This window comes from Mycobacterium lehmannii, from assembly GCF_001499925.1.
In the GTDB taxonomy this organism is placed as follows: domain Bacteria; phylum Actinomycetota; class Actinomycetes; order Mycobacteriales; family Mycobacteriaceae; genus Mycobacterium; species Mycobacterium lehmannii.
This window is the reverse complement of the sequence record NZ_LQIR01000045.1, coordinates 1-22,762: the sequence shown is the minus strand read 5'-3', so window position 1 is coordinate 22,762 and position 22,762 is coordinate 1. Positions and strand designations below refer to the sequence as shown.

Sequence of the window (22,762 nt, the reverse complement as noted above, 5' to 3'; positions counted from 1 at the left end):
AAAGGGTGACCGCGCCGGTCGGTTAACCCCTTTGACTAGGGGCTGTGGCTGAAGACGGGGGCCGGGGGCGGTGTCACCGTCTGCGCCTGGGCTTCCTCTGCCAGGCCGATGCAGCCGCCCTGGTTGTGCCCGATGCACGGGACGCCCATGACCTCGGGGACGTCGGGGTTACCGGGCTGTGTGGTGAACACCGAGCCGGCGTTGGGCACCGTGTGGGGTACGCAGTTGCCGGTGAACTGGTCTGGTTCCTCCCCGCCCGAGCAGCCCTGAGCCTGCGGCGCAACCGGGGCCGTGGGTGCTACGAACACGGAGGCCACCGGCGCCGCGGCGATCGCAACCGCGAAGCCGCCGGCAAGGACCAGCCGTTGTACAGGGGACTTCAAGCTCGCCATTGTCACGCTTTCTGTAGTGATCAACCGTGCCTTGGCTGGGATTCTATGGAAGCCGAAAGCATTCTGCACAGCTTCGCAAAATGGCCAGCCTGCGACGACTACGGGCTGGCGCTGATGGTGGAGCGAGGCTGTGCGGGTGGGCCCGCCGCGGCTTCGTCCTCGGCCAACCCCAGACAGCCGCCGGCGTTATGCCCGATGCAGGGGATGCCTTGAATCTCCGGGACATCCGGGTTCGCCGCGGTGGTTTGGAAGAGAGGGGGCGAGTTCGGGACCATGAACGGCACACAGGTCATGGTGAATTGGTCGTTCTCCTCACCCCCCTGACAGCCCTGAGCCAGTGCAGCGCTCGGTTCCGGCATCACATGCAGGGCGGCCATGGGACCTGCCGCGGCCGCGACCATGAAAGCACCGGTGAGAACGAGTCTCCGGAGCGGGACCGAATAATTCGCCATTCCGTGATTCTAGGAGCCGATCGGTTGATTCGTGCATCTTTGCACCGTTGGCAGGCCTCGAACCGCCGTAGGTGGATCGCTGCACGAGTGCCGGTTGAGCCGTGGCAGCCTTACCCAACAACGGAATACGCCGCACCGACTGGCATCCGTGATCCCACTGCCAGGTCGCCGTGGCACCGCCCGATATAGCGATGCGGGCCGCACCGTAATGTGCAGGTGGTCGAACTACAAGCGAGGTGATCCGCGATGGCGAGCCCTGATCTGACGAGCGCCGATGCCGGAGGCGGTGCAGCGCAACAGGTGACGTACGAAACCCTCGACGACGGCCAGATCGCCCGCATCTGGCTGAACCGTCCGGACGCGCAGAATGCCCAGTCCCGCACGCTGTTGGTGCAGTTGGACGAGGCGTTCGGCCGCGCAGAAGCCGATGACAATGTGCGGGTGGTGATCCTGGCCGCGCGCGGCAAGAACTTCTCGGCGGGCCACGATCTCGGATCGGAAGAGGCGATGCTGGAGCGCAAGCCGGGCCCGGCCCAGCATCCGACGTTCCAATCGCACGGCGCGACCGTGCCGGCGATCGCCGAGCGCACGTACCTGCAGGAGTGGCACTTCTTCTTCGAGAACACCCGCCGGTGGCGGGATCTGCGGAAGATCACGATCGCCCAGGTGCAGGGAAATGCGATATCGGCCGGGCTCATGCTCATCTGGGCCTGCGATCTGATCGTCGCCGCCGACGATGCCAAGTTCAGCGATGTGGTGGGCGTGCGGATGGGAATGCCCGGGGTCGAGTACTACGCGCACCCATGGGAATTCGGTGCCCGAAAGGCCAAAGAACTTCTGCTGACCGGTGACTCGATCGATGCCGAGGAGGCTTACCGCCTCGGCATGGTGTCGAAAATCTTCGCGCGCGACGAACTCGAGGACAAGACACTCGAATTCGCCCGCCGGATCGCCGAGCGGCCGACGATGGCGGCGCTGCTCATCAAGGATTCGGTCAACGCCGCCGCGGATGCGATGGGCTTCACCGAGGCATTGCGCCATGCGTTCCACATTCACGAACTCGGGCATGCGCACTGGGCGGCGCACAACGAGGATCGCTACCCGGTCGGGCTGCCGCCGAATGTGCCGGATTGGCGCACACTGGGCCCGCCGAAGCCCGCCCGCCCTGATGAGCCGTGACGTATAACTAGAACCTGTTCTAGCTATAGCGAAGGGGTTTGCGGTGGAGTTGTCCCTGACGGGTCGGACGGTGTTGGTGACGGGCGGCGGCAGCGGCATCGGCAAGGGTGTGGCTGCAGCTGTGGTGGCGGCCGGCGGTAACGCGATGCTCGTCGGCCGCAACGCCGACAGGCTGTCCAGCGCGGCCGACGAGATCAAGGCTCAGGGCGGTCGTGGTTCCGTGCTCTACGAGCCGGCCGACGTGACCAACGAGGACGAGGTGGCGCGGGTCGTCGAGGCCACCACGGCGTGGACCGGCCGCCTCTACGGTGTCGTGCACTGTGCAGGTGGCAGCGAGACGATCGGGCCGATCACCCAGATCGATTCCGAACTGTGGCGACGCACCGTGGATCTGAACATCAACGGCACCATGTACGTGCTCAAGCATTCGGCACGCGAAATGGTGCGCGGTGGCGGGGGATCGTTCATCGGCATCTCGTCGATCGCGGCGAGCAACACGCACCGCTGGTTCGGCGCATACGGCGTTTCCAAGGCGGGCATCGACCACATGATGCAGCTCGCCGCCGACGAACTCGGCGCCTCCTGGGTGCGCGTGAACTGCATTCGCCCCGGCTTGATCCGCACCGAGCTCGTCGCACCGGTACTCGAATCCCCGGAGCTCAGCGGCGACTACGCCGCGTGCACGCCGTTGCCGCGGCCCGGCGAGGTGGAGGACATCGCCAACGCCTCGCTCTTCCTGCTCAGCGATGCCGCCAGCTTCATCACCGGTCAGGTCATCAACGTCGACGGCGGTCAGTTGGTGCGGCGTGGACCCGACTACTCCTCGATGCTCGAGCCGCTTTTCGGGGCGGACGGTCTGCGGGGAGTCGTCTCCACCTGACCGCTGAAGCCTTCGCCCTCCTGACAGCGCGGTAACGTCGGCCCGTGGTCACCTTGGACCGACTGGTCAACGTGCTGGGGAGCTACGGCGTGCGCCTGCGCTTCTGCCCGATCCCGCGGTCGACGGAGTTGGGCAGTGTGGTGATGCACGAGGTCACCGAGGGCCGCACGATCACCGGTGACGTGCTGCTGGCGATCGGCGCGCGAACGGTCAACGAGGCGCTGCGATGGGCGGTTTCGGCGCGCGCGATGGTGGTGCTGCTCCGAGACGGCGACAACGACACGACATTCGCGGGCGTGGTCGAGGGCGTCGCCGTGATGGTCGTCGATCCGGCGGTGCCATGGAGCGAACTATCGGCCATCGTCTACGGGCTGGTACTGGAGGGCCGGGAGACGGAATCCGGCCGCGGCCCAACGGATTTGTTCGCGCTCGCCGACAGCTTGGCCGAGTCGGCGGGCGGTGCGGTGACCATCGAGGACCCGCTGTCACGCGTACTCGCGTACTCGACGATGCAGGAGAACGCCGACCGCGCCCGCGTCGCGACGATTATGAACCGCCAAGCGCCGGAGTGGTTGCGTGAATACTTCGCGTCGCAAGGCGTGTTCACCCATCTCGCATCCTCGGACGATCCGATGTTCGTCGCGCCCAACGCCGATCAGGGCCTGTCCGGGCGCACCGTTGTCGCGGTGCGGTCGGGGCGAGAGTTGATGGGCGCGGTGTGGGTCTCCTCTCCGAAGCCGTTGGTGGATCCCGAACTAACGGCGCTGACCGACAATGCCAGGACCGTCGCCCTTCACCTGTTGCGCTCGCGCGCCAGTGCCGATCTCGAACGGCAGGTCGAATCCGATCTGGTGCTGCGGCTACTCGACGGGAGTGCCGACGCCGCAGCGTCGGCCAGCAGGCTGGGGCTGTCGCAGGGGCCGGTGCGGGTCATCGCCGTGCAGGCGTCGATCGGCGGTGAGCGGGATGCGGCGCTGCTGTTGGCCTTCGAACGCGCGACCGCCGGCTTCGGTTGGTCGCGTCCGGGTCGCAGCGCGCTGGCCGGCAACACGATCTACACGTTGATGCCGGGCGAACGGGTCGCAGGGGCCCGCAAGTGGGTCGACGCGTTGAAGGCCGCGCTGCCGGACCGGGTGACGGTGGTGGCCGGCATCAGCAAGGCCGCCGTGGCCGTCGACCTGCCGGCGGCGCGGCAGGAGGCCGATGAGTGCCTGGCGCTGCACGAGGTCGGGCTGCATGACGCCGCGCCGCCCGCCTACGACGAGTCGTGGGACGAGATCCTGCTGCAACGTCTGCGGACCGCAGCGCGCGCGGGACGTACGCCGGACCGGGGACCTGTCGCCGAACTGCGCCGCCACGACCAGGACCACGCCTCGGAGTACATCCCGACGTTGCGGGCGTATCTGGAGGCGCTGGGCGATCCCGCCCAGGCTGGGCTTCGCCTCGGCGTCCACGAGAACACCGTCCGTTACCGCCTACGCAAAATGGGGGAGATCACCGATCTGCCGCTGGAGGACGCCCGCAAGCGGCTCGCCATGATGATCGAACTCGCCGCGATCGACACCGACTGAGCCGCCTCGATCGGACCCGTCCCGACCAGGTCATTGTCGGATCGCCACAACGGCCCCCCGGCGGATTGTCCTGCACGGGCAAGTCGGAACGCGCCCGCCCGGCCGACCATGGAGTCAACGAACAGACTTTTCGGTGATGGAGGGATGGCAATGGTCGGCGGCGAGCGGATTGACGGTGGACCGCGGTCTGCGATCGTGGTCGGCGCCGGCATCGTCGGCTTGTCCACGGCGTGGTTCCTGCAGGAGCGCGGTGTCAACGTCCTAGTCGTGGACCGCAGCGGGGTCGCCGCAGGCGCCTCGTGGGGCAACGCCGGATGGGTCGCGCCCGCGCTGACGCTGCCGTTGAACTCGCCGAAGACGCTGCGGTACGGCCTGCGCTCGTTGCGTGACCGCAACGCCCCGCTGCACATCCCGTTGACCATCGACGGTGCATTGTGGCTGTTTCTCATCCAGTTCGCCGCGAACTCCCGTTCGTCGGTGTGGAACCAGGCGGTGGCGGCCAACGTGCCGCTGAACCAGGAATGCATCGAGGCGTTCGACGTCTTGATCTCGAACGGGGTGGACGCCCCGGTGACCGACGCCCCGGTCACCGCGATCTTCCGCACCACCGAGGACGCCGAGAAGATGATGCGGGAACTGCGTGCCCTCGAACGCGCCGGACAGGAGCTGTTCGTCACCGGCTTGTCCGGTGAGGCCTTACGCGAGCAGGTGCCGTTGGCTTCGCCCGCGATCACGGCCGGCATCAACATCAACGGTCAGCGCTTCGTCGACCCGGGCCGTTTCGTGCAAGCCCTGGGCCGTGCGGTGGAGGAGCGTGGCGGAAGCATCCTGACCCATGACGTGCGCGGTGTGTTCAGTTCCGGCAATGGCGTGGTGGTGCAGCCCTACAGCGGAAAACACCTGACCGCCGACAGCGCGGTGATCGCCACCGGCGCGTGGATGTCGCGGCTGGCAGGGCACCGACTGCGCGTGCCCGTAGAGTCCGGTCGCGGTTATTCGTTCACCGTGCCGGTGGATCGCCCGATCCCCGGACCGATCTATCTGCCGGACGCACGCATCGCGTGTACGCCGTACAAGGGCGCGTTGCGAGTGGCCGGCACGATGGAGTTGCGCGATCCGCACGAACCGGCGATCCCCGAGCGCGTCGGTGCGATGGTCGACTCGGCGAGCCCACTCCTGGAGGGAGTCAGGTGGGCCGAACGCAGCGACATCTGGGTGGGTCCGCGGCCGATCACCCCGGACGGCCGACCGCTGATCGGTGAGATGTCGCGCAACGTCTACGTGGCAGGCGGGCACGGCATGTGGGGGTTGGCTCACGGTCCGGTCACCGGCCGGCTCCTGGCCGAACAGATCACGACCGGCAAGCAACCCGAGGCGCTGCGGCCCTTCGATCCTCTCCGCCGCGCAGTCGCATAGGCCCAGCCCACGACTTCTTCTGCCCTTCGCGGGCACTGCGAGTCGTCAGGGGCGGCGCTGTCACAGCCCGTGGCCCGCCCCTGACGGCAACACCCTTCGAGAAAGGACCGAACATGACGAGCATGACGAGCACCGAGCGCGTCTGGATGACGCGACGTGCCTACATCAAACTGCAAGCCGAACTGGCCGAGCTGAGGGCCAGACATCGATCCGAGGTGTCCGACGACGCCACCGACGATGACGCCACCCGCACTGCGGAGGACCGAATGCGGTCCAACCGGATCCACCGGATCGAAGACCTGCTCGCGAACGCCGTCGTCGGCGAGAATCCGCCCGACGATGGCGTGGCCGAGCCGGGCATGGTCTTGACCATCCGCTATGACGACACCGGTGACACCGAGACGTTCCTGCTCGGGATCCGCGGTATCGAACCCGCCGATATCGAGGTCTACTCGCCGCGGTCGCCGCTGGGCGTCGCGATCCTCGGCGCACGACCGGGGGATCGGCGTACGTATGAGGCCCCCACCGGTAAGGAGTTACGAGTGACGCTCCTGGAAGCCACGCCCTACGAGGGCGCCATCGACTCGGCAGCCGGCCGACTCCCAGCTTGATTGCACGGAAGGACCGAAAAATGACAAGTGCGCAGCGGATCTGGATCTCACGGGCGGCCTACGAGCGGCTGCAGGAAGAACTCGCCACACTGCGCGAGCTGTGCGCGAACGCGGTCGGAGACGAAGATGCCGACGAGAACGCGAGCGCGATCAAGCGGGCACGTCAAGCACGTATCCAGCAGATCCACGAGATGCTCATCAACGCCGTCGTCGGTGAGGATCCGCCGGACGACGGTATCGCCGAACCTGGAATGGTCGTCACGGTGCGGTTCGACGACACGGCTGAGATCGAGACGTTCCTGCTCGGCGTCCGCAGCGCTGAACACGGCGACATCGAGGTGTACTCCACCCAGTCGCCGCTGGGCGCGGCCATCCTCGGGGCCCGCCCCGGCGAGCAGCGCAGCTTCCGGACGCCGAGCGGAACCGAGCTGTCGGTCACGATGCTGACGGCGGTGCCGTACGGCATGCACAGCGACGACGGGACACCTGTGAACGCGGCCGGCTGACCGGCCCGGCCGCGTCGCTTCGCTGAATGGCTTTCGGTCCGCTTCGGCGCTACCTAAGATCGAGGTCACGAGATTTGGGTACCTGAGCTCTGGCCCCGTGCGGAAGGGAGCGTTAAGTGACCGCCGAAGTGACCTCGGTTCCTCAGCTGGAGGTGCGTCGCCCGTTCCCGGCTCGAATGGGCCCGAAGGGCGCGCTGATCTACAAGCTCATCACCACGACCGATCACAAGCTGATCGGCATCATGTACGTGGTCACCTGCTTCGTGTTCTTCTTCATCGGCGGGTTGATGGCCCTGTTCATCAGGGGCGAGCTGGCGATGCCGGGGCTGCAGTTCTTGTCCAATGAGCAGTACAACCAGCTGTTCACCATGCACGGCACGATCATGTTGCTGTTCTATGCGACGCCGATCGTGTTCGGGTTCGCCAACCTGGTGCTGCCGCTGCAGATCGGCGCGCCCGATGTGGCGTTTCCGCGGCTGAACGCGTTCTCGTACTGGCTGTTCCTGTTCGGCGGGCTCATCGCGGTGGCGGGCTTCATCACTCCCGGTGGTGCGGCCGACTTCGGCTGGACGGCCTACGCGCCGCTGAGCAACGCCATGCATTCACCGGGCGCCGGCGGTGACCTGTGGATCATGGGCCTGGCCGTTGCCGGTCTGGGCACCATCCTCGGCGGGGTCAACATGATCACCACCGTGGTGTGCATGCGCGCCCCCGGTATGACGATGTTCCGGATGCCGATCTTCACCTGGAACATCCTGGTGACGTCGGTTCTGGTGCTGATGGCCTTCCCGATCCTGACCGCCGCCCTGCTCGCCCTGGCCGCCGACCGCCACCTCGGCGCGCATATCTACGATCCCGCCAACGGCGGACCGATCCTCTACCAGCACCTGTTCTGGTTCTTCGGCCACCCCGAGGTGTACATCGTTGCGCTGCCCTTCTTCGGCATTGTCACCGAGATCATCCCGGTCTTCTCGCGCAAGCCGATCTTCGGTTACACCACGCTGGTCTACGCCACCCTGGGCATCGCCGCGTTGTCCGTCGTGGTGTGGGCGCACCACATGTACGCCACCGGCGCGGTGCTGTTGCCGTTCTTCTCGTTCACCACCTATCTGATAGCGGTACCGACGGGCATCAAGTTCTTCAACTGGATAGGCACGATGTGGAAGGGCCAGTTGACCTTCGAGACACCGATGCTGTTCTCGATCGGGTTCATGCTCACCTTCCTTCTCGGTGGACTCACCGGCGTGATGCTGGCCAGCCCGCCGCTGGACTTCCACGTCTCCGACACCTACTTCCTGATCGCACATTTCCACTACGTGTTGTTCGGGACCATCGTGTTCGCGACCTATGCGGGGATCTACTTCTGGTTCCCGAAGATGACCGGCCGGTTGCTCGACGAACGGTTGGGCAAGCTGCACTTCTGGCTCACGTTCATCGGCTTCCACACCACGTTCCTGGTGCAGCACTGGCTGGGCAACGACGGCATGCCTCGTCGCTACGCCGACTACCTGGCGTCCGATGGGTTCGTACCGCTCAACGTGGTGTCGACGATCGGGGCGTTCATCCTGGGTATTTCGATGCTGCCGTTCGTCTGGAATGTGTTCAAGAGCTGGCGCTACGGCGAGCCGGTCACGGTCGACGATCCGTGGGGGTATGGCAACTCGCTGGAGTGGGCGACGTCGTGTCCGCCGCCGCGGCACAACTTCACCGAGCTGCCCCGGATCCGTTCGGAGCGGCCGGCTTTCGAGCTGCACTATCCCCACATGGTGGACCGGATGCGAGCCGAGTCGCATATCGGTAAGCACGCCACGGCGGGTGAATCGCCGTCCGGTTTCGGCCCCCGCACAGAGCCCGACCGCAGCTGACCGGGCCGCTGCTCAGCCGGTCCGAACCAGTTACGGAACCGATTGCTGCCGTTCGAAAGTCGCGATGATGGCCTCGATCGGCGATCGCCACGTCACGCCGAGGTCGCCGGTGGTGGCGGAGTCGTCGGTCGGCGTCGCGGCGGTCAGCAACAGTGCCGCCTCATAGGTGAGACCGTCGCCAAGGTCGACGACGCCGGACAGCGCCTCTCCGACGATGCTGAGGCCTCGAAATATGCTCTGGCTGACCGGGATTCGCCGGAATCGCCGGTTCGTGCCCTTCTCCAGGGCCGATATCATGTCGTCGAACGCGATCAACTCGCCACCGCACACGTAGCGGCGCGGTCCGCGGCCGGCAACGAATAACGCGGCGTGCACGTCGGCGACATCGCGAACGTCGATCATCTGCATCCCTCCGCGCAGTCGCGGCGCCACGCCCCATCGCACCAGGGGCGCCCACCCGCGCTCGGTGACGCCCGCGGCGGTGTGGAACGCCGGGCCCACCACACTCGACGGGTAGGTGATGACGACCGGCGCGCCCTGCTCCTGCAGCCGCCGTGCCACGCGGTCGGCGTAGGCCTTGGTCTGCGCGTAGGGACTGCGACCGGGCGCGGTGGGCGTATCGGGACCGATGACGCCGTTGGGTGGCGGGAACAGCGCGCTGTAGCTGCTGACCAACACGACGGGGTCCAACCCGCCGGCCACCGCGCGCGTCAGCACCGCTTCGGTGGCATGGGCGTTGACCTCCCACATCAGCGTGCTGCGGCGCTTGTCGGTGCCGACGACGCCGGCGCCGTGCAGCACCGCGTCGCAGCCGTCGAGGAGCCCCTCGACGGTGGCGGTCCGCCGGATGTCGCCGCTGACCGTCTCGACGTCCCCGCTCTCGGCGAGTTTGGCCAGGACCGGCGCGCCTTGTGCATCGGGCGCGATGAGCAGGCGCACCCGGTGGCCGGCAGAAAGCAGGGCACGCACGCAGTGGGCGCCGACGTAGCCGGTGCCCCCGGTGACGGCGATCAGCATGGTTCTCCTCGGGTCTCGAAGAAGGAGCCGATCGTATCGGAGTCGGCGCGGCGGCCCGCCGACGACGTGGGCGGCCTCAGGTCATCTCGGCGGCACGGTGCACCGCGTTGACGATCCCCTGATAACCGGTGCACCGGCAGAAGTTGCCCGACAAACCCTCGCGGATCTCTTCGTCGCTCGGCTTGGGATTGTCACGCAGCAACGCGGTGATGGAGGTGACGAAGCCCGGAGTGCAGAAACCGCACTGCAGCCCGTGGCATTCGCGTAGGGCGGCTTGCACCGGCGACAGTTCACCGTCGGCGCCGCCGATGCCCTCGACGGTGGTCACCTCCATACCCTCGGCCTGCACGGCGAAGATCAGGCAGGCGCGCACCGCGTCGCCGTCGAGCAGCACCGTGCAGGCACCACAGGCGCCGTGCTCACACCCGAGGTGTGTCCCGGTCAAGCCGCACTTCTCACGCAGGAAGTCCGCGAGTGTGAGGCGCGGTTCCACGGTCGCGGCGAACGTGCGCCCGTTGACCGTCATTTCGACCGGCATCTCATGCATCGCGTGCCTCCGTGATGGCGCCGGACCAGGCGCGGGCGACCATCGTCGCCCCGACCTTGGCCCGGTAGGTGGCCGACCCCTGCAGGTCGGATGGGATGTCCTCGAGCTCGGACAGCGCGAGCCGCCCGACCTCTTCGGCGCTGATCTCGTCGACCGGTCGACCCGTGACGGCCGCTTCGGCGGCGCTGCCTCGCAGCGGTGTCGAGCCAAGACCCAACAAGCCGATGCCGCAACGGCTTACCCGGTCATCGTCGTCGAGTTCGACCGCCACCGCGGCGCCGGCGATCGCGAAATCGCCGTGGCGGCGGGCGAATTCCTCCAGCGCGAAACCCGACCGCCCGCCCCAGACGGGGAAGTGCACCGCGGTCAACATCTCCCCGGGCGCCAGTGAGGTCTCCCAAAGGCCGGTGAAGAAGTCCGTCGCAGCGATCTGCCGGAATCCCGTCGACGAGACGACATCCATCTGTGCGTCGAGCGCGAGCGCGACCGCCGCGTACTCCGCCGCAGGGTCGGCGTGCGCGATGGCGCCGCCGAGCGTGCCCCTGGTGCGGATCTGGAAGTGCCCGATGTGCGGGGTGGCCAGCGTCAGCAGCGGAACCGATTCCGCCACTTCGTCATCCATTCCGACGAACGAGTGCGGGGTGCCCGCCGCGACGCGTACCGCGCCGTCGACCAGGTCGATGCTGCGAAGCTCGTCGATGCGGGAGATGTCGATGAGGTTGTCGAAGTGCGTCAAGCGCATCGCCAGCATCGGCACCAGACTCTGACCGCCCGCAAGGATTTTCGCGTCCTCGCCGTATTCGGCGAGCATGTCCACCGCCTCCTTCACCGATTCGGGGCGGTGGTAGGTGAACGGAGCGGCTTTCACGGCCGCAGCCGCTCGGTCGGCGCGCTCAGCAGTCGCACTAGGGCGGACTGCAGGTCGTCGGCCAGCACGGTGGTGGGGCTCTTCCTGCGGCGCCGCCCGATCAGGAAGCCCATCGCCAAGCCGCCGGCGAGTGCGGCCACGACGGGTGCGGCCCGCTTGGCCATCGGCAGCGCAACGACTTTGAGCATGTCGATGGAATCACCGGTATCGGGCTGAGCCGCAACCGCCGCCGTCTCCGTGGTCGGTGCGGTCGTCGCGGCGCCGCCGAGAAGATCCGATTCGAGGTTCTTGGCGAATTGTCCGATCAGGTTCGTCGACACGTCGGCCAGTACGCCGCGGCCGAACTGAGCGGCCTTCCCCGAGATGGTCAAGTCCGTGGTGATCGTGACGCTGGTCGCGTCACCCTCGTCCTTGAGTTGCGCGGTCACGAGCGCGGCCGCGTTACCACTGCCGCGGGTCTCCTTGCCCTGCGCCTTGATGACAACACGGCGAGCGGCCTTGTCGCGCTCCTCGAACGACGCATCCCCCTTGTAAGACACCGTGATCGGACCGACCTTGACCTTCACCGCGCCGGTGAAGGCGTCGCCGTCGACCGACAACAGCTGAGCACCCGGAATGCACGGCGCGACGCGTTCGACGTCGTTGAGTGCCTCCCATGCCGTGTCCACCGGCACGGCGACCCGGAATTCGTTGTTGAGTTCCACTGTGGCTGCGTTCCTTACTTCTGGGCGTTCTCGATGGCCTCGACGATCGCGGCGGGGCTGGCGGGTAGGCGGGTCAGCGTGACACCGAGCGGTGCCAGGGCATCGTTGATCGCGTTGATGACGGCGGGTGTCGAACCGATCGCGCCGCCCTCGCCGACGCCCTTGTATCCGCCGACGCCGGGTCCGGGGATCTCCACGTGCCCGTACTCGATCGGGGGCACCTCGGTGGCCGTCGGCAGCAGGTAGTCGACGAACGTGCTCGACAGCGGGTTGCCGTCGTCGTCGTAGGCCATGTCCTCGAGCAGCGCACCGCCGATGCCCTGCACGGTGCCGCCGGCGATCTGACCCTCGACCACGTTGGGGTTGATCATCGGGCCGACGTCTTCGCTGACGATGTAGCGGGTGAGGGTGACCCGCCCGGTCTCGATGTCGACCTCGCACGTGCAGGCATGGGTGGCGTTCGCCCAGTGGATCATCGCCTCCGGTGGTGAGGCGAACCGCGCGGTCGCCTCCAACGACGACGAGACACCAGGCGGCAACTGCTGCGGCTCGTAGTACGCCCGGTAGGCGAGATCAGCGAAAGTCACGCTCTTGTCCGGGTTTCCGGCCACCACGGCCCGCGAGCCGGTCAGCTCCACCTCGGCCTCGTCGACCTCCAGGCGCGGTGCGGCCATCGCGATGATCTGCTTGCGCAGCAGCGCTCCCGCCTCGGCGACCGCACCCGCGGTCATCGGACCGCTGCGACTGCCCTGGGTGCCCGCGCCGTACGGGGTGACCGCGGTGTCGCCCTGGATCGTCGACACGTCGGCGATCTCGGCGCCCAGCGCGTCGGCGGTCAACTGCACGACGGTGGTTTCGAGGCTGTTGCCGGTCGACCCGCCGTTGACGTAGACGTTGATCTTGCCGGTGGGCTCCATCCGGATGGTGCAGCCCTCGGTGCCCAGGTGTCCGGTCGCGGCGCCGGTCGGTTCGATGTAGGCCGAGAACCCCAGGCCGATGTAGCGGCCCTCGGCCAGCGCATCGGCCTGTTCCTTGCGGAAACCCTCGTGGTCGAGGATCTTCACCGCCTGCTCGAAGGTGTCGGCGGGCGCGACGTGGTCGTAGGGCATGCCGTTGGGGTTGAAGTAGGGCATCTCGTCGCCGCGCAGGATGTTGCGCCTGCGCAGTTCGACGGGATCCATGTCCAGCTTGCGCGCGGCGATGTCGAAAAGCACTTCGCGGGCCAGGGTTTCGTACTGCCAGGGGCCGCGGTACGCGTGCAGGCCGGCGGTGTTGGAGAACACGGTCTTGTAGTTGAAGCTGGCCTTCGGCACCCGGTACGGGCCCGGGAAGAACATGCCGACCGCGGCGGTGGTCAGCACCGGGTACGGGGTGGGGTAGGCGCCGATATCGTAGGCGAAGTCGATGTCGACGGCGAGGATGGTGCCCTCTTCGTCGAGGGCCATCCGCGCGGTGCCGTCGACGTGGCGGGCCTGACCCGCCGACATCAGATTCTCGCGGCGGTCCTCGATCCACTTCAAGGCCGCGGAGCTCAATTGCGCGTTCGACGCCGCGGAGACCTTGCGCGCGGCCAGCATGATGCACATGTCCTCGCGCATCGGCACGACCTTCTGGCCGAAGCCACCCCCGGTGTCGCGCATGATGACCCGCACGTTGTGCGCCGGAATGCCCAGCAGCCGGGCGCAGAACGCCCGCAACTCGTGGGGCGTCTGCGTCGACGCCCACAGGGTCAGTTCCTCGGTCGCAGGCGTCCACTCGACGACCATGCCGCGGCACTCGATCGGCACCGGCGCGTGGATCTGCTGATAGATGTTCGCCGTCGCGACGCAGGCGGCGGTGGCGAACGTCTCCTCGTCGGGCGGCGCTCCGCCCATGCCGCCCGCGACGTTGTCGGGGTAGGCCTCATGCACGACCACCGACGACCCGACGGCTTTCGTGAAGTCGGCGACTGCGGGCAATGGCTCGTAGTCGACGTCGACGAGATCGACGGCGTCCTCGGCGAGGTAGCGGCTGTCGGCCACGACGAGCGCGACCGGATCGCCGACGAACTTCACCTCAACTTCGGCCAGCGGCGGGCGCGGGGTGTCCGGGATGTCCTTGCCCGCGACCGCGTGCCAGGACTCCTTGACGTCGGGATTGAGGTCGTCGGCGGTGAACACCGCGTGTACCCCCGGCATGGCCAGCGCGGCCGACGCATCGATGCCGTTGATCTTCGCCCTGGCGAACGGGCTGCGCACGAAGCACGCGTGCAGCATCCCGGGCCGTACGACGTCGTCGACGAAAGTGCCTCGGCCGGTGAGAAGCCGGTTGTCCTCGACGCGCGCGACTCGGGTTCCTGCGTAACGGGTCGCGACCTTCTCCGCTGAAGCAGAAGTCACCGGTTCACCCTTCTCCTCGCCGTGTAAAGAGTGACGTTATCGCATTCGAGAACGACATTTCCATAGGCGTTGTCTCATCCCTCATGGTGGATGCGTCCTGCGGTGTCGCTCAGCGGACGGCCGCCGCCGCCCCACCTGCGGGCGATGATTTCGGCCGCGATCGACACCGCGGTCTCCTCGGGTGTGCGCGCGCCGAGGTCCAGGCCGATCGGGCTGGCCAACCGGGTCAGGTCGGCGTCGGTGATGCCGCACTCGCGCAACCGGCGCAACCGGTCGTCGTGCGTGCGGCGCGATCCCATCACGCCGATGTAACCGACCTCGGGGAGGCCGAGTGCGATCTGGAGCACGGGGACGTCGAACTTCGGATCGTGGGTGAGTACGCAGATCGCGGTGCGGGCGTCGATGGCACCCTGCTCCGCCTGCTCTGCGAGGTAGCGGTCGGGCCACATCACCACGACCTCATCGGCGCCGGGAAAGCGGGCCGGTGTGGCGAACACGGGACGGGCGTCGCACACGGTGACGCGATATCCGAGCAGGGCGCCCTGCTGGGCGAGCGCGGCTGCGAAGTCGATCGCCCCGAAGATCAGCATCCGCGGCGGCGGCGCGTGGCTGGCGACGAACACCTCCATGCCCGTCTCCTGGCGCTGGCCGTCGGGGCCGTACGACAACACGCCCGTGCGACCGACGGCGAGCAACCCGCGCGCGTCGTCCGTGACGGCGGCGTCGATGCGCGCCGAACCCAGCGATCCGTCGACCGAATCCGTGCCGATGACCAGGCGGCGCCCGATCCGGTCGGCGTCGGGGTGCGCGATGACTGTGGCCACCGCGGTGGGGCGGTGTGCGGCGATGTCGTCGGCGACCGCCTGCAACTGCGGGAAGCTGTCGCGTGACACCGCCTCGGCGAAGATGTCGATGATGCCGCCGCACGTCAGCCCCACCGCGAATGCGTCGTCGTCGCTGATTCCGTAGCGCTGCAGCTCGGGGCGCCCCGAGGCGACGACCTCGTTGACCAGTTCGTAGACGGCGGCCTCGACGCAGCCACCGGACACCGAACCGGCGACCGAACCGTCGGGGCTGACCACCATGGTCGCCCCGGGTTGTCGCGGCGCCGAGCGGATCGTGCGCACGACGGTGGCCACACCGGCGGCGCCGCCGGACCGCCACACGGTCAGCAACTCCTCGAGTACCTCGCGCACGCTCGCAGTCTAAGCCCGAGACGCTGTGCAAGTGCTCAGCGGGAAGGGGCGCGAACGCCAGACGGCACGAAATGTTCGCTCTATCGTTGGAGCATCGCCTGGAATCTGCCCATACCACTGTCCATTCCGCGGTTGCCGTCGTTACCCGCGTTGGCCTCGGCTGCCGACGTCCCTGAAGGCCGGATGGTGGAGCTCCCCGGCCGCGGTACGACGTACGTCGTCGACTCGGGGCCGCGCGACGGCCCCGTTTTCATGTTGTTGCACTCGGTCGCATGCACGGGTGTCATGACGTGGTATCCCGCGCTGGATGCACTGCAGGAATTCGGTCGCGTGGTCGTGTTCGACCAGCGCGGTCATGGTCAAGGCATCACGGCGCACCGGTTTCTGCTCGAGGACTGCGCCGACGATGTCGCCGCCCTGGCCGATGCCCTGGGCATCCCGACGTTCGTGCCGGTCGGGTATTCGATGGGTTCGCTTGTGGCCCAACTGGTCTGGAAGCGCCACCCGGCACGCGTCGACGGGTTGGTGTTGTGCGCCGCGGCAGCGGCGGTCAACCGGGCCAGCTATGAGCGGATCGCAACGGGCGTGTTCGCCGCGCTGCTCGAATCGCTGAGCCCGCCTGCGAGGCGACTCTCACCCGCTGCGATCGTGGGCCCCGGCGCGTTGCAGAACCACCAGTGGCTGCTCAACCAGGTGCGTAGTACCTCGCCCGGTGCGATCACCCGGGCCCTGGCCGAAGTCATCCGCTTCGATTCGACGACATGGATCCACGAGGTCGACGTCCCCACGGCGGTGGTCGTGACGACGCGCGACCGGGCCTTCGGGGTGCAACGGCAGCGATGGCTGGCGAGCCGGATACCCGACGCCGAAACCGTCGACGTCGCCGCCGGTCACGCCGGATGCACGTTCGCCTCCGACAAATTCGTCGAGGCGCTCGTGACGGCGACCGAGTCGGTCAGCAGACGCCTCCCGCCGATCGGGCGGTACAGGACCGCCGAAGGCTAGCGACGTGAAGCGCCTCAGCGGCTGGGACTCGCTGCTGCTGTCCAGCGAGACGCCGAACGTGCACCAGCACACGCTCAAGATCGCGGTGGTCGACACTTCGCAGTTCGAAGGCGAGCCGACCTTCGACGCATTTCTCGAGACGTTCCGCGAGCGCCTGCCTGACCTCGATCCCTTCCGGTACGAACTCGTCGACGTTCCACTGCACCTGCATCGGCCGGTGTGGCGGCAAGGCGCCGACATCGACTTCGGCTACCACGTCCGCAAAGTGGCCGTTCCTGACCCGTACGGGCGCGCGGGACTCGACGCGCTGATCGGTCAGATCGCGAGCACGCCCCTGGATCGCAGCCGGCCGCTGTGGGAGCTGTACTACGCCGAAGGTCTCGCCGAGAACCGCGTCGCGGTGATCGGCAAGGTGCACCACGCGTTGGCCGATGGCGTCGCGTCGGCGAACCTGATGGCCCGTGCGATGGAATGGCCGGGCACCGGCGCGGGCGGTTCCCGTTCGGGAGGCGACGCCGAATCACTGTCGGCAGCCGCTCTGCTCGCGTTCGCGGTACGGGATCACCTAGGCCAACTCGCGGGGCTGCCCGGCGTTCTCAAAGAGGTCGTCGTCGGCGCCTACCGCCTGCAGCGGCGAGCGCGTGCTCGCCGTCGCCATCCCGCACTCGCCGAACGGTTCAATCCGCCCCCCACTTTCCTCAACCGCAAGCTCTCGGCCGGGCGTGCGTTCGCGACCGCCACCCTCTCACTCGACGAGGTCAGAGCGACGAGCAGGCATCTCGAGGCGACCGTCAACGACGTGGTGCTCGCGATCGCCGCCGGCGGACTGCGCACGTTGCTCATCGAGCGTGACGGGAGCCCCGACGACGCGCTGATCGCCTCGGTTCCCGCCGCGACCGACACCTCGCCGGACCGCATCGCCGGCAACGAGTTGAGCACCATGCTGGTGTCTTTGCCGGTGCAGATCGCCGACCCGACCGAAAGGCTGCGCCTGATCCGCACGGCCACGCGGATGGCCAAAGAGGACAACGAGTCGCTGGGTCCCGCCACCGTGGGCAAGGGGCTGCGGTACGTACCGCCCGCGGCCGCGCGCGCCACGTTCCGATGGATGTCGCGGCGTGAGGCGCCCAACCAGTTGTTCAACCTGATCGTGTCGAACGTGCCCGGGCCCCGCGAGCGCGGCCGGATCGCGGGAGCCGTCGTCACCGAGATCTACTCGGTCGGTCCATTGGCCGCCGGTTCGGCGATGAACATGACGGTGTGGAGCTACGTCGACCAGCTCAACATCTCGGTGCTCTGCGACGACCTGGCGTTCGACGACGTCCATACCGCCACGGACGCGTTCATCGCCGCCTTCGCCGAACTCCGCGCGGCCGCCGGCCTGGGCCAGACCACCACCGAGATGGCCGAAGCTCTGCCGCAGGTCAGCGTGCGTCGAACTCGATCGGAAGCGTCGCAGGGCCGGTGATGCCGACCAACGGCTTCCAGGTCGCGGGGCCTGCGCGACGCAGACTGCGCATGCGGCTGCTCATCACGACCAGCGCCTCGGCCAGTTCGCGACGGGCCAGGTTGGCGCCGAGGCAGTAGTGCGCGCCCGCGCCGAAGGTCTGCATCGGCGCGGCACCCTGCCGGGTGATGTCCAGACGGTCGGGATCGTCGTATACGGCCGGATCGCGGTTCGCGCTTGCCGTGTTGATCAGCACGAAGGTGCCCGAAGGGATGGTCACGCCGCCGTAGGTGACGTCCTCGATCGTCATCCGCATCGCACCGAACACCACCGGGTAGAACCGCATCAGTTCCTCGACGGCGTTCATCGCGAGCTCGGGGTGCTCGGCCAGCAGCTCCCACTGATCGGGGTGGTCGCACAGCACGTCCACCGCGGCCGCGAGCTGGTTGCGGGTGGTGTCGGTGCCCGCCATCAGGATTCCCGCCGCGAGCATGCGTAGTTCCTCGATGCTCAACCGGTCCCCGTCGTGTTCGGCGCGGATCAACTCCGAGATCAGGTCGTCGGTGAGCGTCGTGCGGCGCTCGGCGACCATCCCGTCGACGTAGTCGTCGAGTTCGGCCCAGGCCTGCAGAATCAGCGGCGCGTGTTCGGCCGCGTTCCATTCGAACAACTTGAAGAAGTCATCGGCCCACTCGGAGAACAACTTCCAATCCTCGCGCGGGGCGCCGAGCAGCTCGGCGATGACCGGAACCGGATACGGACGTGCGATGTCCTGCACGACCTCGCACCGTCCCGACGCCACCAGCGGATCCACCAGATCCGTGATGACTGTGGTGATCGTCGTCTCCAGCCGTCCCACCGAGCGCGGCGTGAACGCCTTGCACACCAGGCGCCGAAGCCGCGAGTGGGTTTCACCGTTGACGCTGAGGAGCGTCGTGACGGCGCGATCCCACAGCGGGCCGGAGGTGATGCCCTGGGCCTCCAGACCGAGTCCCGGCGGCACGCACATGCGGTGGTCGCGCAGGGCGGCCCGGACCGTCTCGTAGCTCAACAGCTCGGGCCCGTGAGCGCCCATTGCGACCGGTCCCGCGCTGCGGGCCTCGGCGATCCGCCGGTGTGCTTCGTACGCGTCGGTCGCCTTCTCATACTCGAGGGTCGGCAGGTCGGCCTCGAACACCGTCGGGCTTCGCAGGTCCGTGTCCACGTTGACGGTGACGCTCATGGTGACCTCCTCGGCGTGATCGACTATTCGATGCTCGGTCGCGCCGGGGAAGCGGACTAGCGTATGCGACTACTCCAGTCCGGAAGTGAGGCGATATGCGTAGTGCCTGGGCGGGCCTGGCGTTGGCCGTCGTCCTCGCGTGGCCGGTGGCAGGCGTGGCGTCCGCGACACCGGATGCACCCGTGCCCCCGGTGTCCGATGCGGCGCGGGCGGCCGGGCTCGTCGATGTCCGCACCGCCGTGCCCGACGCGGTGATCGACCTGCGGTACGTGACGGCGGACAACTTCGTCGGCGAGCAGCTGTATCCCGCTGATGCTCGCTGCCTCGTCGACGAGTCGATGGCGCCTGGCTTGGCTGCGGCCGCCGACGCGTTGCGCCCCGGCGGCGAGGTGCTGGTGTTCTGGGATTGCTACCGACCGCACGACGTTCAGGTGCGGATGTTCGAGGCGGTCTCCGATCCCGGATGGGTGGCCCGGCCGGGGCCCTATGCGAGCAGCCATGAAGCGGCGTTGTCGGTCGATGTGACCTTGTCACGTGACGGCACACTCGTCGAGATGGGCACCGGTTTCGACGAGTTCACCGCGCGCGCCAAAGCCTATGCCACCGACGGGGTCAGCGCGGCGGCACAGGCCAACCGCAAGCGGTTGCGCGACGCGATGGCCGCGGGTGGGCTCACCGTATACACCGGCGAGTGGTGGCATTTCGACGCGCCGGGCGCCGACCGGCAGCGCCCGATACTCGACGTCCCCGTGAACTAGCTGCTGGCCAGCTCCGGTCAGGCGGCGGCCGGATCGACGGTCATGGCTTGGCAGTACGAGCACAGGTTCGGCCCGAGTGTCGGGTAACCACATCCGCCGCAGATCGCGACCGCGGTGAGTTCGTCGGCTTCGGGCATGCCGGTTATTTACCCCCTTGCAATCGAATTAATCCCGTAGTTGAGACGAAGTCTGGGAAGCTGCCCACAACATGGCTACTGCAGAGCTCGCCCCGGCCAGCGGCACCCACAGCACGCGGCGAGCCTGGGTTGCGGTCGCGCTGCTCGCGCTCGTCGGGACGCTGAACTACGCGGACCGGTTCCTGCCCGCGGTCCTCGCCGAACCGATCCGGGCGGAACTGGATCTGTCCGATACCGCGCTCGGCGTGATCAACGGGTTCGGCTTCCTGGCCGTCTACGCCGTGCTCGGCCTCCTGATCGCTCGGATCGCCGACCGCGGTGCGTTCGGGCTGGTGGTGTCGACGTGCCTGACGTTGTGGGGCGCGATGACGATGCTGGGCGGTGCGGTGCAGTCAGGCTTCCAACTGGCGCTCACCCGCGTGGGCGTGGCGATCGGTGAGGCCGGCAGCACACCAGCCGCACACGCGTACGTGGCGCGCAACTTCGCGCCGCAGCATCGTGCCGCGCCGCTGGCGGTGATCACGCTCGCGATCCCGCTCGCCAGCGCGGCCAGCCTGATCGGCGGCGGCCTGCTGGCGCAAACCTTGGGCTGGCGGATGGCGTTCGTGGTCATGGGCGCGATCAGCGTGGCGGTCGCGCCGCTGGTCCTCATCGCGCTCGGGCGCAGGCAGTCGATGCCCGCCACGACCGAAGTCGACGACATCGATGTCCCCGCCAAGGCCGGGGATCTGCTGCGCAAAGGCAGCTTCGTGGGCGTCGTCGTTGGAGCGTCGTGCATCTCGGTGGCTGGTTACTCCTTGACGGCCTTCGCCCCCGCGTATCTGGTCCGCACCCGCGGTATGGAGTTGGGCGAGGTGGGGGTGCACTACGGCATCGCCAGCGGGCTGACGGGCATCCTCGGCCTTCTGGTCGTCGGCCGGGTCGCGGACCGGTTGTCGGCCTCCGATCCGCGGTGGCTGCTGTGGCTGGTGGCCGCGATGACCGCTGCGATGCTCCCGTTCTCGGCGTTGGCGTTCACGGTGGGCGACCGGACGCTGTGCATATGGTTCATCTCGCTGAGCTACGTTGTCGGCACGGCGTACATGGCGCCGTCCATCGCGGCCATCCAACGACTGGCCCGAGCCGACCAGCGCGCGACGGCTTCGGCGATCTTCCTGTTCTTCGGCGCCATCGTCGGGTCGGCGGGCCCGTTCCTCACCGGCGTCATCAGCGATGCGCTCAAAGACGACCTCGGCGCGATGTCGCTGGGGCGGGCGCTGCTGATCGTGCCGGCGTTCCAAGTGGCCGCGATCGTCTGTTACCTCCTGGCGAGTCGGAGGTTCGTCCGCGAGATCGTCGAGTCGACACACGCCCAGCGCGGCGCGCGAATTGGGTAGGTTCGCCTTCGTGGCCGAGCTGATGAACCGCCAGATCGTGTTGCGCCGCAGGCCCACGGGGCTGGTCCAGCCCGCCGATACCGAGCTGATCACCGCGCCTGCGCCCGAGCCCGCCGAAGGTGAGGCGTTGGTGCGCACGACCTACGTCGGCATCGACGCCGCGGCCCGCACCTGGCTGAACGACCAGCCCGGTTATCTCCCCCCTGTGCAGCTCGGAGAGGTCATCCGCGCGGCAGGCATCGGTGAGGTCGTGGCGTCCCGATGCGATGCGTACGCCGTCGGTGACGTGGTGACGACGCTGACGGGTTTTCAGGAATACGTGATCAGCCGCGACGACATCTTCACCACGCCGGTGCCCGGTCCCGACGTCGACCAACTCGCGGTGATGTCGGTGTACGGGCCGACCGGCGCGACGGCCTATTTCGGAATGGTCGGGATCGGCAGGCCGCAGCCGGGGGAGACCGTGGTGGTGTCGGCGGCCGCGGGAGCCACCGGCTCGGTCGCGGGCCAGATCGCCAAGATCGCTGGGGCCCGGGTGGTCGGCATCGCCGGCGGACCGGACAAGTGCCGTGCGGTCGTGGAGGATTTCGGGTTCGACGCATGCATCGACTATCGCGAGGCCAACCTGCACGCGGCGTTGAAGGAGCACTGCCCCAAGGGCGTCGACGTGTACTTCGACAATGTCGGCGGGCCGATCCTCGACGCGGTGCTCGGCCGCCTGGCGCACAAGGCGCGGGTGGTGTTGTGCGGCGTCATCTCGAGCTACCTGACCGGTGAACATCCCGGCCCGGCCAACTACGTCAACTTGTTGTCGAAGACCGCGCTGATGCAGGGGTTCAACGCGCTCGACGAATGGGGGCGGTTCGAGGAGGCGTTCGGGCCCCTGCGCCGGTGGGCGGACGAGGGGCGGCTGGTGCACCGCCAGACGATCTTCGAGGGCATCGAATCCTGCGTCGACGCCATGAACGGCTTGTTCACCGGTGCCAACATCGGCAAGATGTTGGTCAAGATCAGTGAGCCCGGTGGCAAGAAAATTCCCTCGTGAAACGGTTGGTTGGTCGCGAATCAAAGCGGGTATGACGAACGTCGCAATCGGTCGACACACATCTAGGAGTGGTGGCATGGGCGCTCGACGAATCGCTCGGATGCTGAGTTTGGTGGTGCCGTTCGCGGCGTTGCTCGGCGGATCGATTCCCCTTGCGGCGGCCCAACCCCCCCCCCCCCCCCCTCCCGCG

Annotated in this window: 21 protein-coding genes; 12 read left to right on the top strand and 9 right to left on the bottom strand. The window is 67.8% G+C overall.

Annotated features, from left to right (window positions below; translation table 11 throughout):
- Positions 1–35: 35 nt before the first annotated feature.
- Together AU192_RS19495 and AU192_RS19490 are read right to left on the bottom strand one after the other, a co-directional pair.
- Positions 36–392 (bottom strand): hypothetical protein, encoded by a 357-nt coding sequence (locus AU192_RS19495; protein ID WP_064399168.1) that lies wholly within the window; start codon positions 390–392, stop codon positions 36–38.
- Between the two features lie 98 nt (positions 393–490).
- Positions 491–844 carry a hypothetical protein gene (locus AU192_RS19490; RefSeq protein ID WP_066810161.1) on the bottom strand — a complete coding sequence of 118 codons (354 nt, stop codon included), beginning with the start codon at positions 842–844 and terminating at the stop codon, positions 491–493.
- A gap of 246 nt (positions 845–1,090) precedes the next feature.
- Between AU192_RS19490 and AU192_RS19485 the strand changes: the two genes are divergently transcribed.
- The 7 genes from AU192_RS19485 (at position 1,091) to ctaD (ending at position 8,872) form a co-directional block, all read left to right on the top strand.
- A complete protein-coding gene (locus tag AU192_RS19485) occupies positions 1,091–2,023 on the top strand; it encodes an enoyl-CoA hydratase (protein WP_064399166.1) in 933 nt (310 codons plus the stop codon).
- A gap of 43 nt (positions 2,024–2,066) precedes the next feature.
- Positions 2,067–2,903, top strand: a complete 837-nt coding sequence (locus tag AU192_RS19480) for an SDR family oxidoreductase (protein WP_064399164.1) — start codon at positions 2,067–2,069, stop codon at positions 2,901–2,903.
- Between the two features lie 44 nt (positions 2,904–2,947).
- Positions 2,948–4,474, top strand: coding sequence for a PucR family transcriptional regulator (locus AU192_RS19475; RefSeq protein WP_064399162.1), 1,527 nt, complete (start codon positions 2,948–2,950; stop codon positions 4,472–4,474).
- A 150-nt stretch (positions 4,475–4,624) separates the two neighbouring features.
- On the top strand, positions 4,625–5,890 hold the full coding sequence (locus AU192_RS19470) for an NAD(P)/FAD-dependent oxidoreductase (RefSeq protein ID WP_064399160.1): 1,266 nt from the start codon (positions 4,625–4,627) through the stop codon (positions 5,888–5,890).
- 122 nt (positions 5,891–6,012) lie between these two features.
- Positions 6,013–6,501: a GreA/GreB family elongation factor gene (locus AU192_RS19465; protein WP_064399360.1), complete on the top strand. Its 489-nt coding sequence runs from the start codon at positions 6,013–6,015 to the stop codon at positions 6,499–6,501.
- A gap of 20 nt (positions 6,502–6,521) precedes the next feature.
- A complete protein-coding gene (locus tag AU192_RS19460; RefSeq protein ID WP_064399159.1) occupies positions 6,522–7,007 on the top strand; it encodes a GreA/GreB family elongation factor in 486 nt (161 codons plus the stop codon).
- Positions 7,008–7,183: 176 nt separating this feature from the next.
- On the top strand, positions 7,184–8,872 hold the full coding sequence (gene ctaD, locus AU192_RS19455) for an aa3-type cytochrome oxidase subunit I (protein ID WP_064399156.1): 1,689 nt from the start codon (positions 7,184–7,186) through the stop codon (positions 8,870–8,872).
- A gap of 30 nt (positions 8,873–8,902) precedes the next feature.
- Here the strand turns inward: ctaD and AU192_RS19450 are convergent, their stop codons facing one another.
- From AU192_RS19450 to AU192_RS19425, 6 genes are all read right to left on the bottom strand, one after another.
- Positions 8,903–9,889: an NAD-dependent epimerase/dehydratase family protein gene (locus tag AU192_RS19450; protein WP_064399153.1), complete on the bottom strand. Its 987-nt coding sequence runs from the start codon at positions 9,887–9,889 to the stop codon at positions 8,903–8,905.
- A gap of 76 nt (positions 9,890–9,965) precedes the next feature.
- A complete protein-coding gene (locus tag AU192_RS19445) occupies positions 9,966–10,436 on the bottom strand; it encodes a (2Fe-2S)-binding protein (RefSeq protein WP_064399152.1) in 471 nt (156 codons plus the stop codon).
- Positions 10,429–11,304, bottom strand: a complete 876-nt coding sequence (locus tag AU192_RS19440) for an FAD binding domain-containing protein (protein ID WP_064399150.1) — start codon at positions 11,302–11,304, stop codon at positions 10,429–10,431. The genes AU192_RS19445 and AU192_RS19440 overlap by 8 nt, the downstream gene beginning before the upstream one ends.
- The gene (locus AU192_RS19435) at positions 11,301–12,008 is read right to left on the bottom strand and encodes an SRPBCC family protein (RefSeq protein ID WP_064399149.1); all 708 of its coding nucleotides are present in this window, start codon (positions 12,006–12,008) and stop codon (positions 11,301–11,303) included. Before AU192_RS19435 ends, AU192_RS19440 begins: the two co-directional genes overlap by 4 nt.
- Before the next feature lie 14 nt (positions 12,009–12,022).
- Positions 12,023–14,386 carry a xanthine dehydrogenase family protein molybdopterin-binding subunit gene (locus AU192_RS19430; protein ID WP_064399147.1) on the bottom strand — a complete coding sequence of 788 codons (2,364 nt, stop codon included), beginning with the start codon at positions 14,384–14,386 and terminating at the stop codon, positions 12,023–12,025.
- Between the two features lie 74 nt (positions 14,387–14,460).
- On the bottom strand, positions 14,461–15,582 hold the full coding sequence (locus tag AU192_RS19425) for an XdhC family protein (protein ID WP_064399144.1): 1,122 nt from the start codon (positions 15,580–15,582) through the stop codon (positions 14,461–14,463).
- A 132-nt stretch (positions 15,583–15,714) separates the two neighbouring features.
- On the opposite strand from AU192_RS19425, the gene AU192_RS19420 reads away from it, so the two are divergent.
- Positions 15,715–16,587 carry an alpha/beta fold hydrolase gene (locus AU192_RS19420; RefSeq protein ID WP_235630388.1) on the top strand — a complete coding sequence of 291 codons (873 nt, stop codon included), beginning with the start codon at positions 15,715–15,717 and terminating at the stop codon, positions 16,585–16,587.
- A gap of 4 nt (positions 16,588–16,591) precedes the next feature.
- Positions 16,592–18,055 carry a WS/DGAT/MGAT family O-acyltransferase gene (locus tag AU192_RS19415; protein ID WP_064399141.1) on the top strand — a complete coding sequence of 488 codons (1,464 nt, stop codon included), beginning with the start codon at positions 16,592–16,594 and terminating at the stop codon, positions 18,053–18,055.
- On the opposite strand, the gene AU192_RS19410 is transcribed toward AU192_RS19415, so the two are convergent.
- The gene (locus AU192_RS19410) at positions 18,012–19,256 is read right to left on the bottom strand and encodes a cytochrome P450 (protein ID WP_064399139.1); all 1,245 of its coding nucleotides are present in this window, start codon (positions 19,254–19,256) and stop codon (positions 18,012–18,014) included. The genes AU192_RS19415 and AU192_RS19410 overlap by 44 nt on opposite strands.
- A 95-nt stretch (positions 19,257–19,351) precedes the next feature.
- Here AU192_RS19410 and AU192_RS19405 point away from each other — a divergent pair, with 95 nt between their 5' ends.
- The 3 genes from AU192_RS19405 (at position 19,352) to AU192_RS19395 (ending at position 22,572) form a co-directional block, all read left to right on the top strand.
- On the top strand, positions 19,352–20,014 hold the full coding sequence (locus AU192_RS19405; protein WP_064399137.1) for a M15 family metallopeptidase: 663 nt from the start codon (positions 19,352–19,354) through the stop codon (positions 20,012–20,014).
- 208 nt (positions 20,015–20,222) lie between these two features.
- On the top strand, positions 20,223–21,527 hold the full coding sequence (locus AU192_RS19400) for a spinster family MFS transporter (protein ID WP_064399136.1): 1,305 nt from the start codon (positions 20,223–20,225) through the stop codon (positions 21,525–21,527).
- Between the two features lie 22 nt (positions 21,528–21,549).
- Positions 21,550–22,572, top strand: a complete 1,023-nt coding sequence (locus AU192_RS19395; protein ID WP_082695084.1) for an NADP-dependent oxidoreductase — start codon at positions 21,550–21,552, stop codon at positions 22,570–22,572.
- The last annotated feature ends 190 nt before the right edge of the window (positions 22,573–22,762 follow it).

What these genes read in the sequence shown, in the direction of transcription:
- AU192_RS19495 (WP_064399168.1), bottom strand. Translation starts at nt 392, where the DNA reads ATGGCGAGCTTGAAGTCCCCTGTACAACGGCTGGTCCTTGCCGGCGGC.
- AU192_RS19490 (WP_066810161.1), bottom strand. Translation starts at nt 844, where the DNA reads ATGGCGAATTATTCGGTCCCGCTCCGGAGACTCGTTCTCACCGGTGCT.
- AU192_RS19485 (WP_064399166.1), top strand. Translation starts at nt 1,091, where the DNA reads ATGGCGAGCCCTGATCTGACGAGCGCCGATGCCGGAGGCGGTGCAGCG.
- AU192_RS19470 (WP_064399160.1), top strand. Translation starts at nt 4,625, where the DNA reads ATGGTCGGCGGCGAGCGGATTGACGGTGGACCGCGGTCTGCGATCGTG.
- AU192_RS19465 (WP_064399360.1), top strand. Translation starts at nt 6,013, where the DNA reads ATGACGAGCACCGAGCGCGTCTGGATGACGCGACGTGCCTACATCAAA.
- AU192_RS19460 (WP_064399159.1), top strand. Translation starts at nt 6,522, where the DNA reads ATGACAAGTGCGCAGCGGATCTGGATCTCACGGGCGGCCTACGAGCGG.
- ctaD (WP_064399156.1), top strand. Translation starts at nt 7,184, where the DNA reads ATGGGCCCGAAGGGCGCGCTGATCTACAAGCTCATCACCACGACCGAT.
- AU192_RS19450 (WP_064399153.1), bottom strand. Translation starts at nt 9,889, where the DNA reads ATGCTGATCGCCGTCACCGGGGGCACCGGCTACGTCGGCGCCCACTGC.
- AU192_RS19445 (WP_064399152.1), bottom strand. Translation starts at nt 10,436, where the DNA reads ATGCATGAGATGCCGGTCGAAATGACGGTCAACGGGCGCACGTTCGCC.
- AU192_RS19410 (WP_064399139.1), bottom strand. Translation starts at nt 19,256, where the DNA reads ATGAGCGTCACCGTCAACGTGGACACGGACCTGCGAAGCCCGACGGTG.
- AU192_RS19405 (WP_064399137.1), top strand. Translation starts at nt 19,352, where the DNA reads ATGCGTAGTGCCTGGGCGGGCCTGGCGTTGGCCGTCGTCCTCGCGTGG.
- AU192_RS19400 (WP_064399136.1), top strand. Translation starts at nt 20,223, where the DNA reads ATGGCTACTGCAGAGCTCGCCCCGGCCAGCGGCACCCACAGCACGCGG.
- AU192_RS19395 (WP_082695084.1), top strand. Translation starts at nt 21,550, where the DNA reads ATGAACCGCCAGATCGTGTTGCGCCGCAGGCCCACGGGGCTGGTCCAG.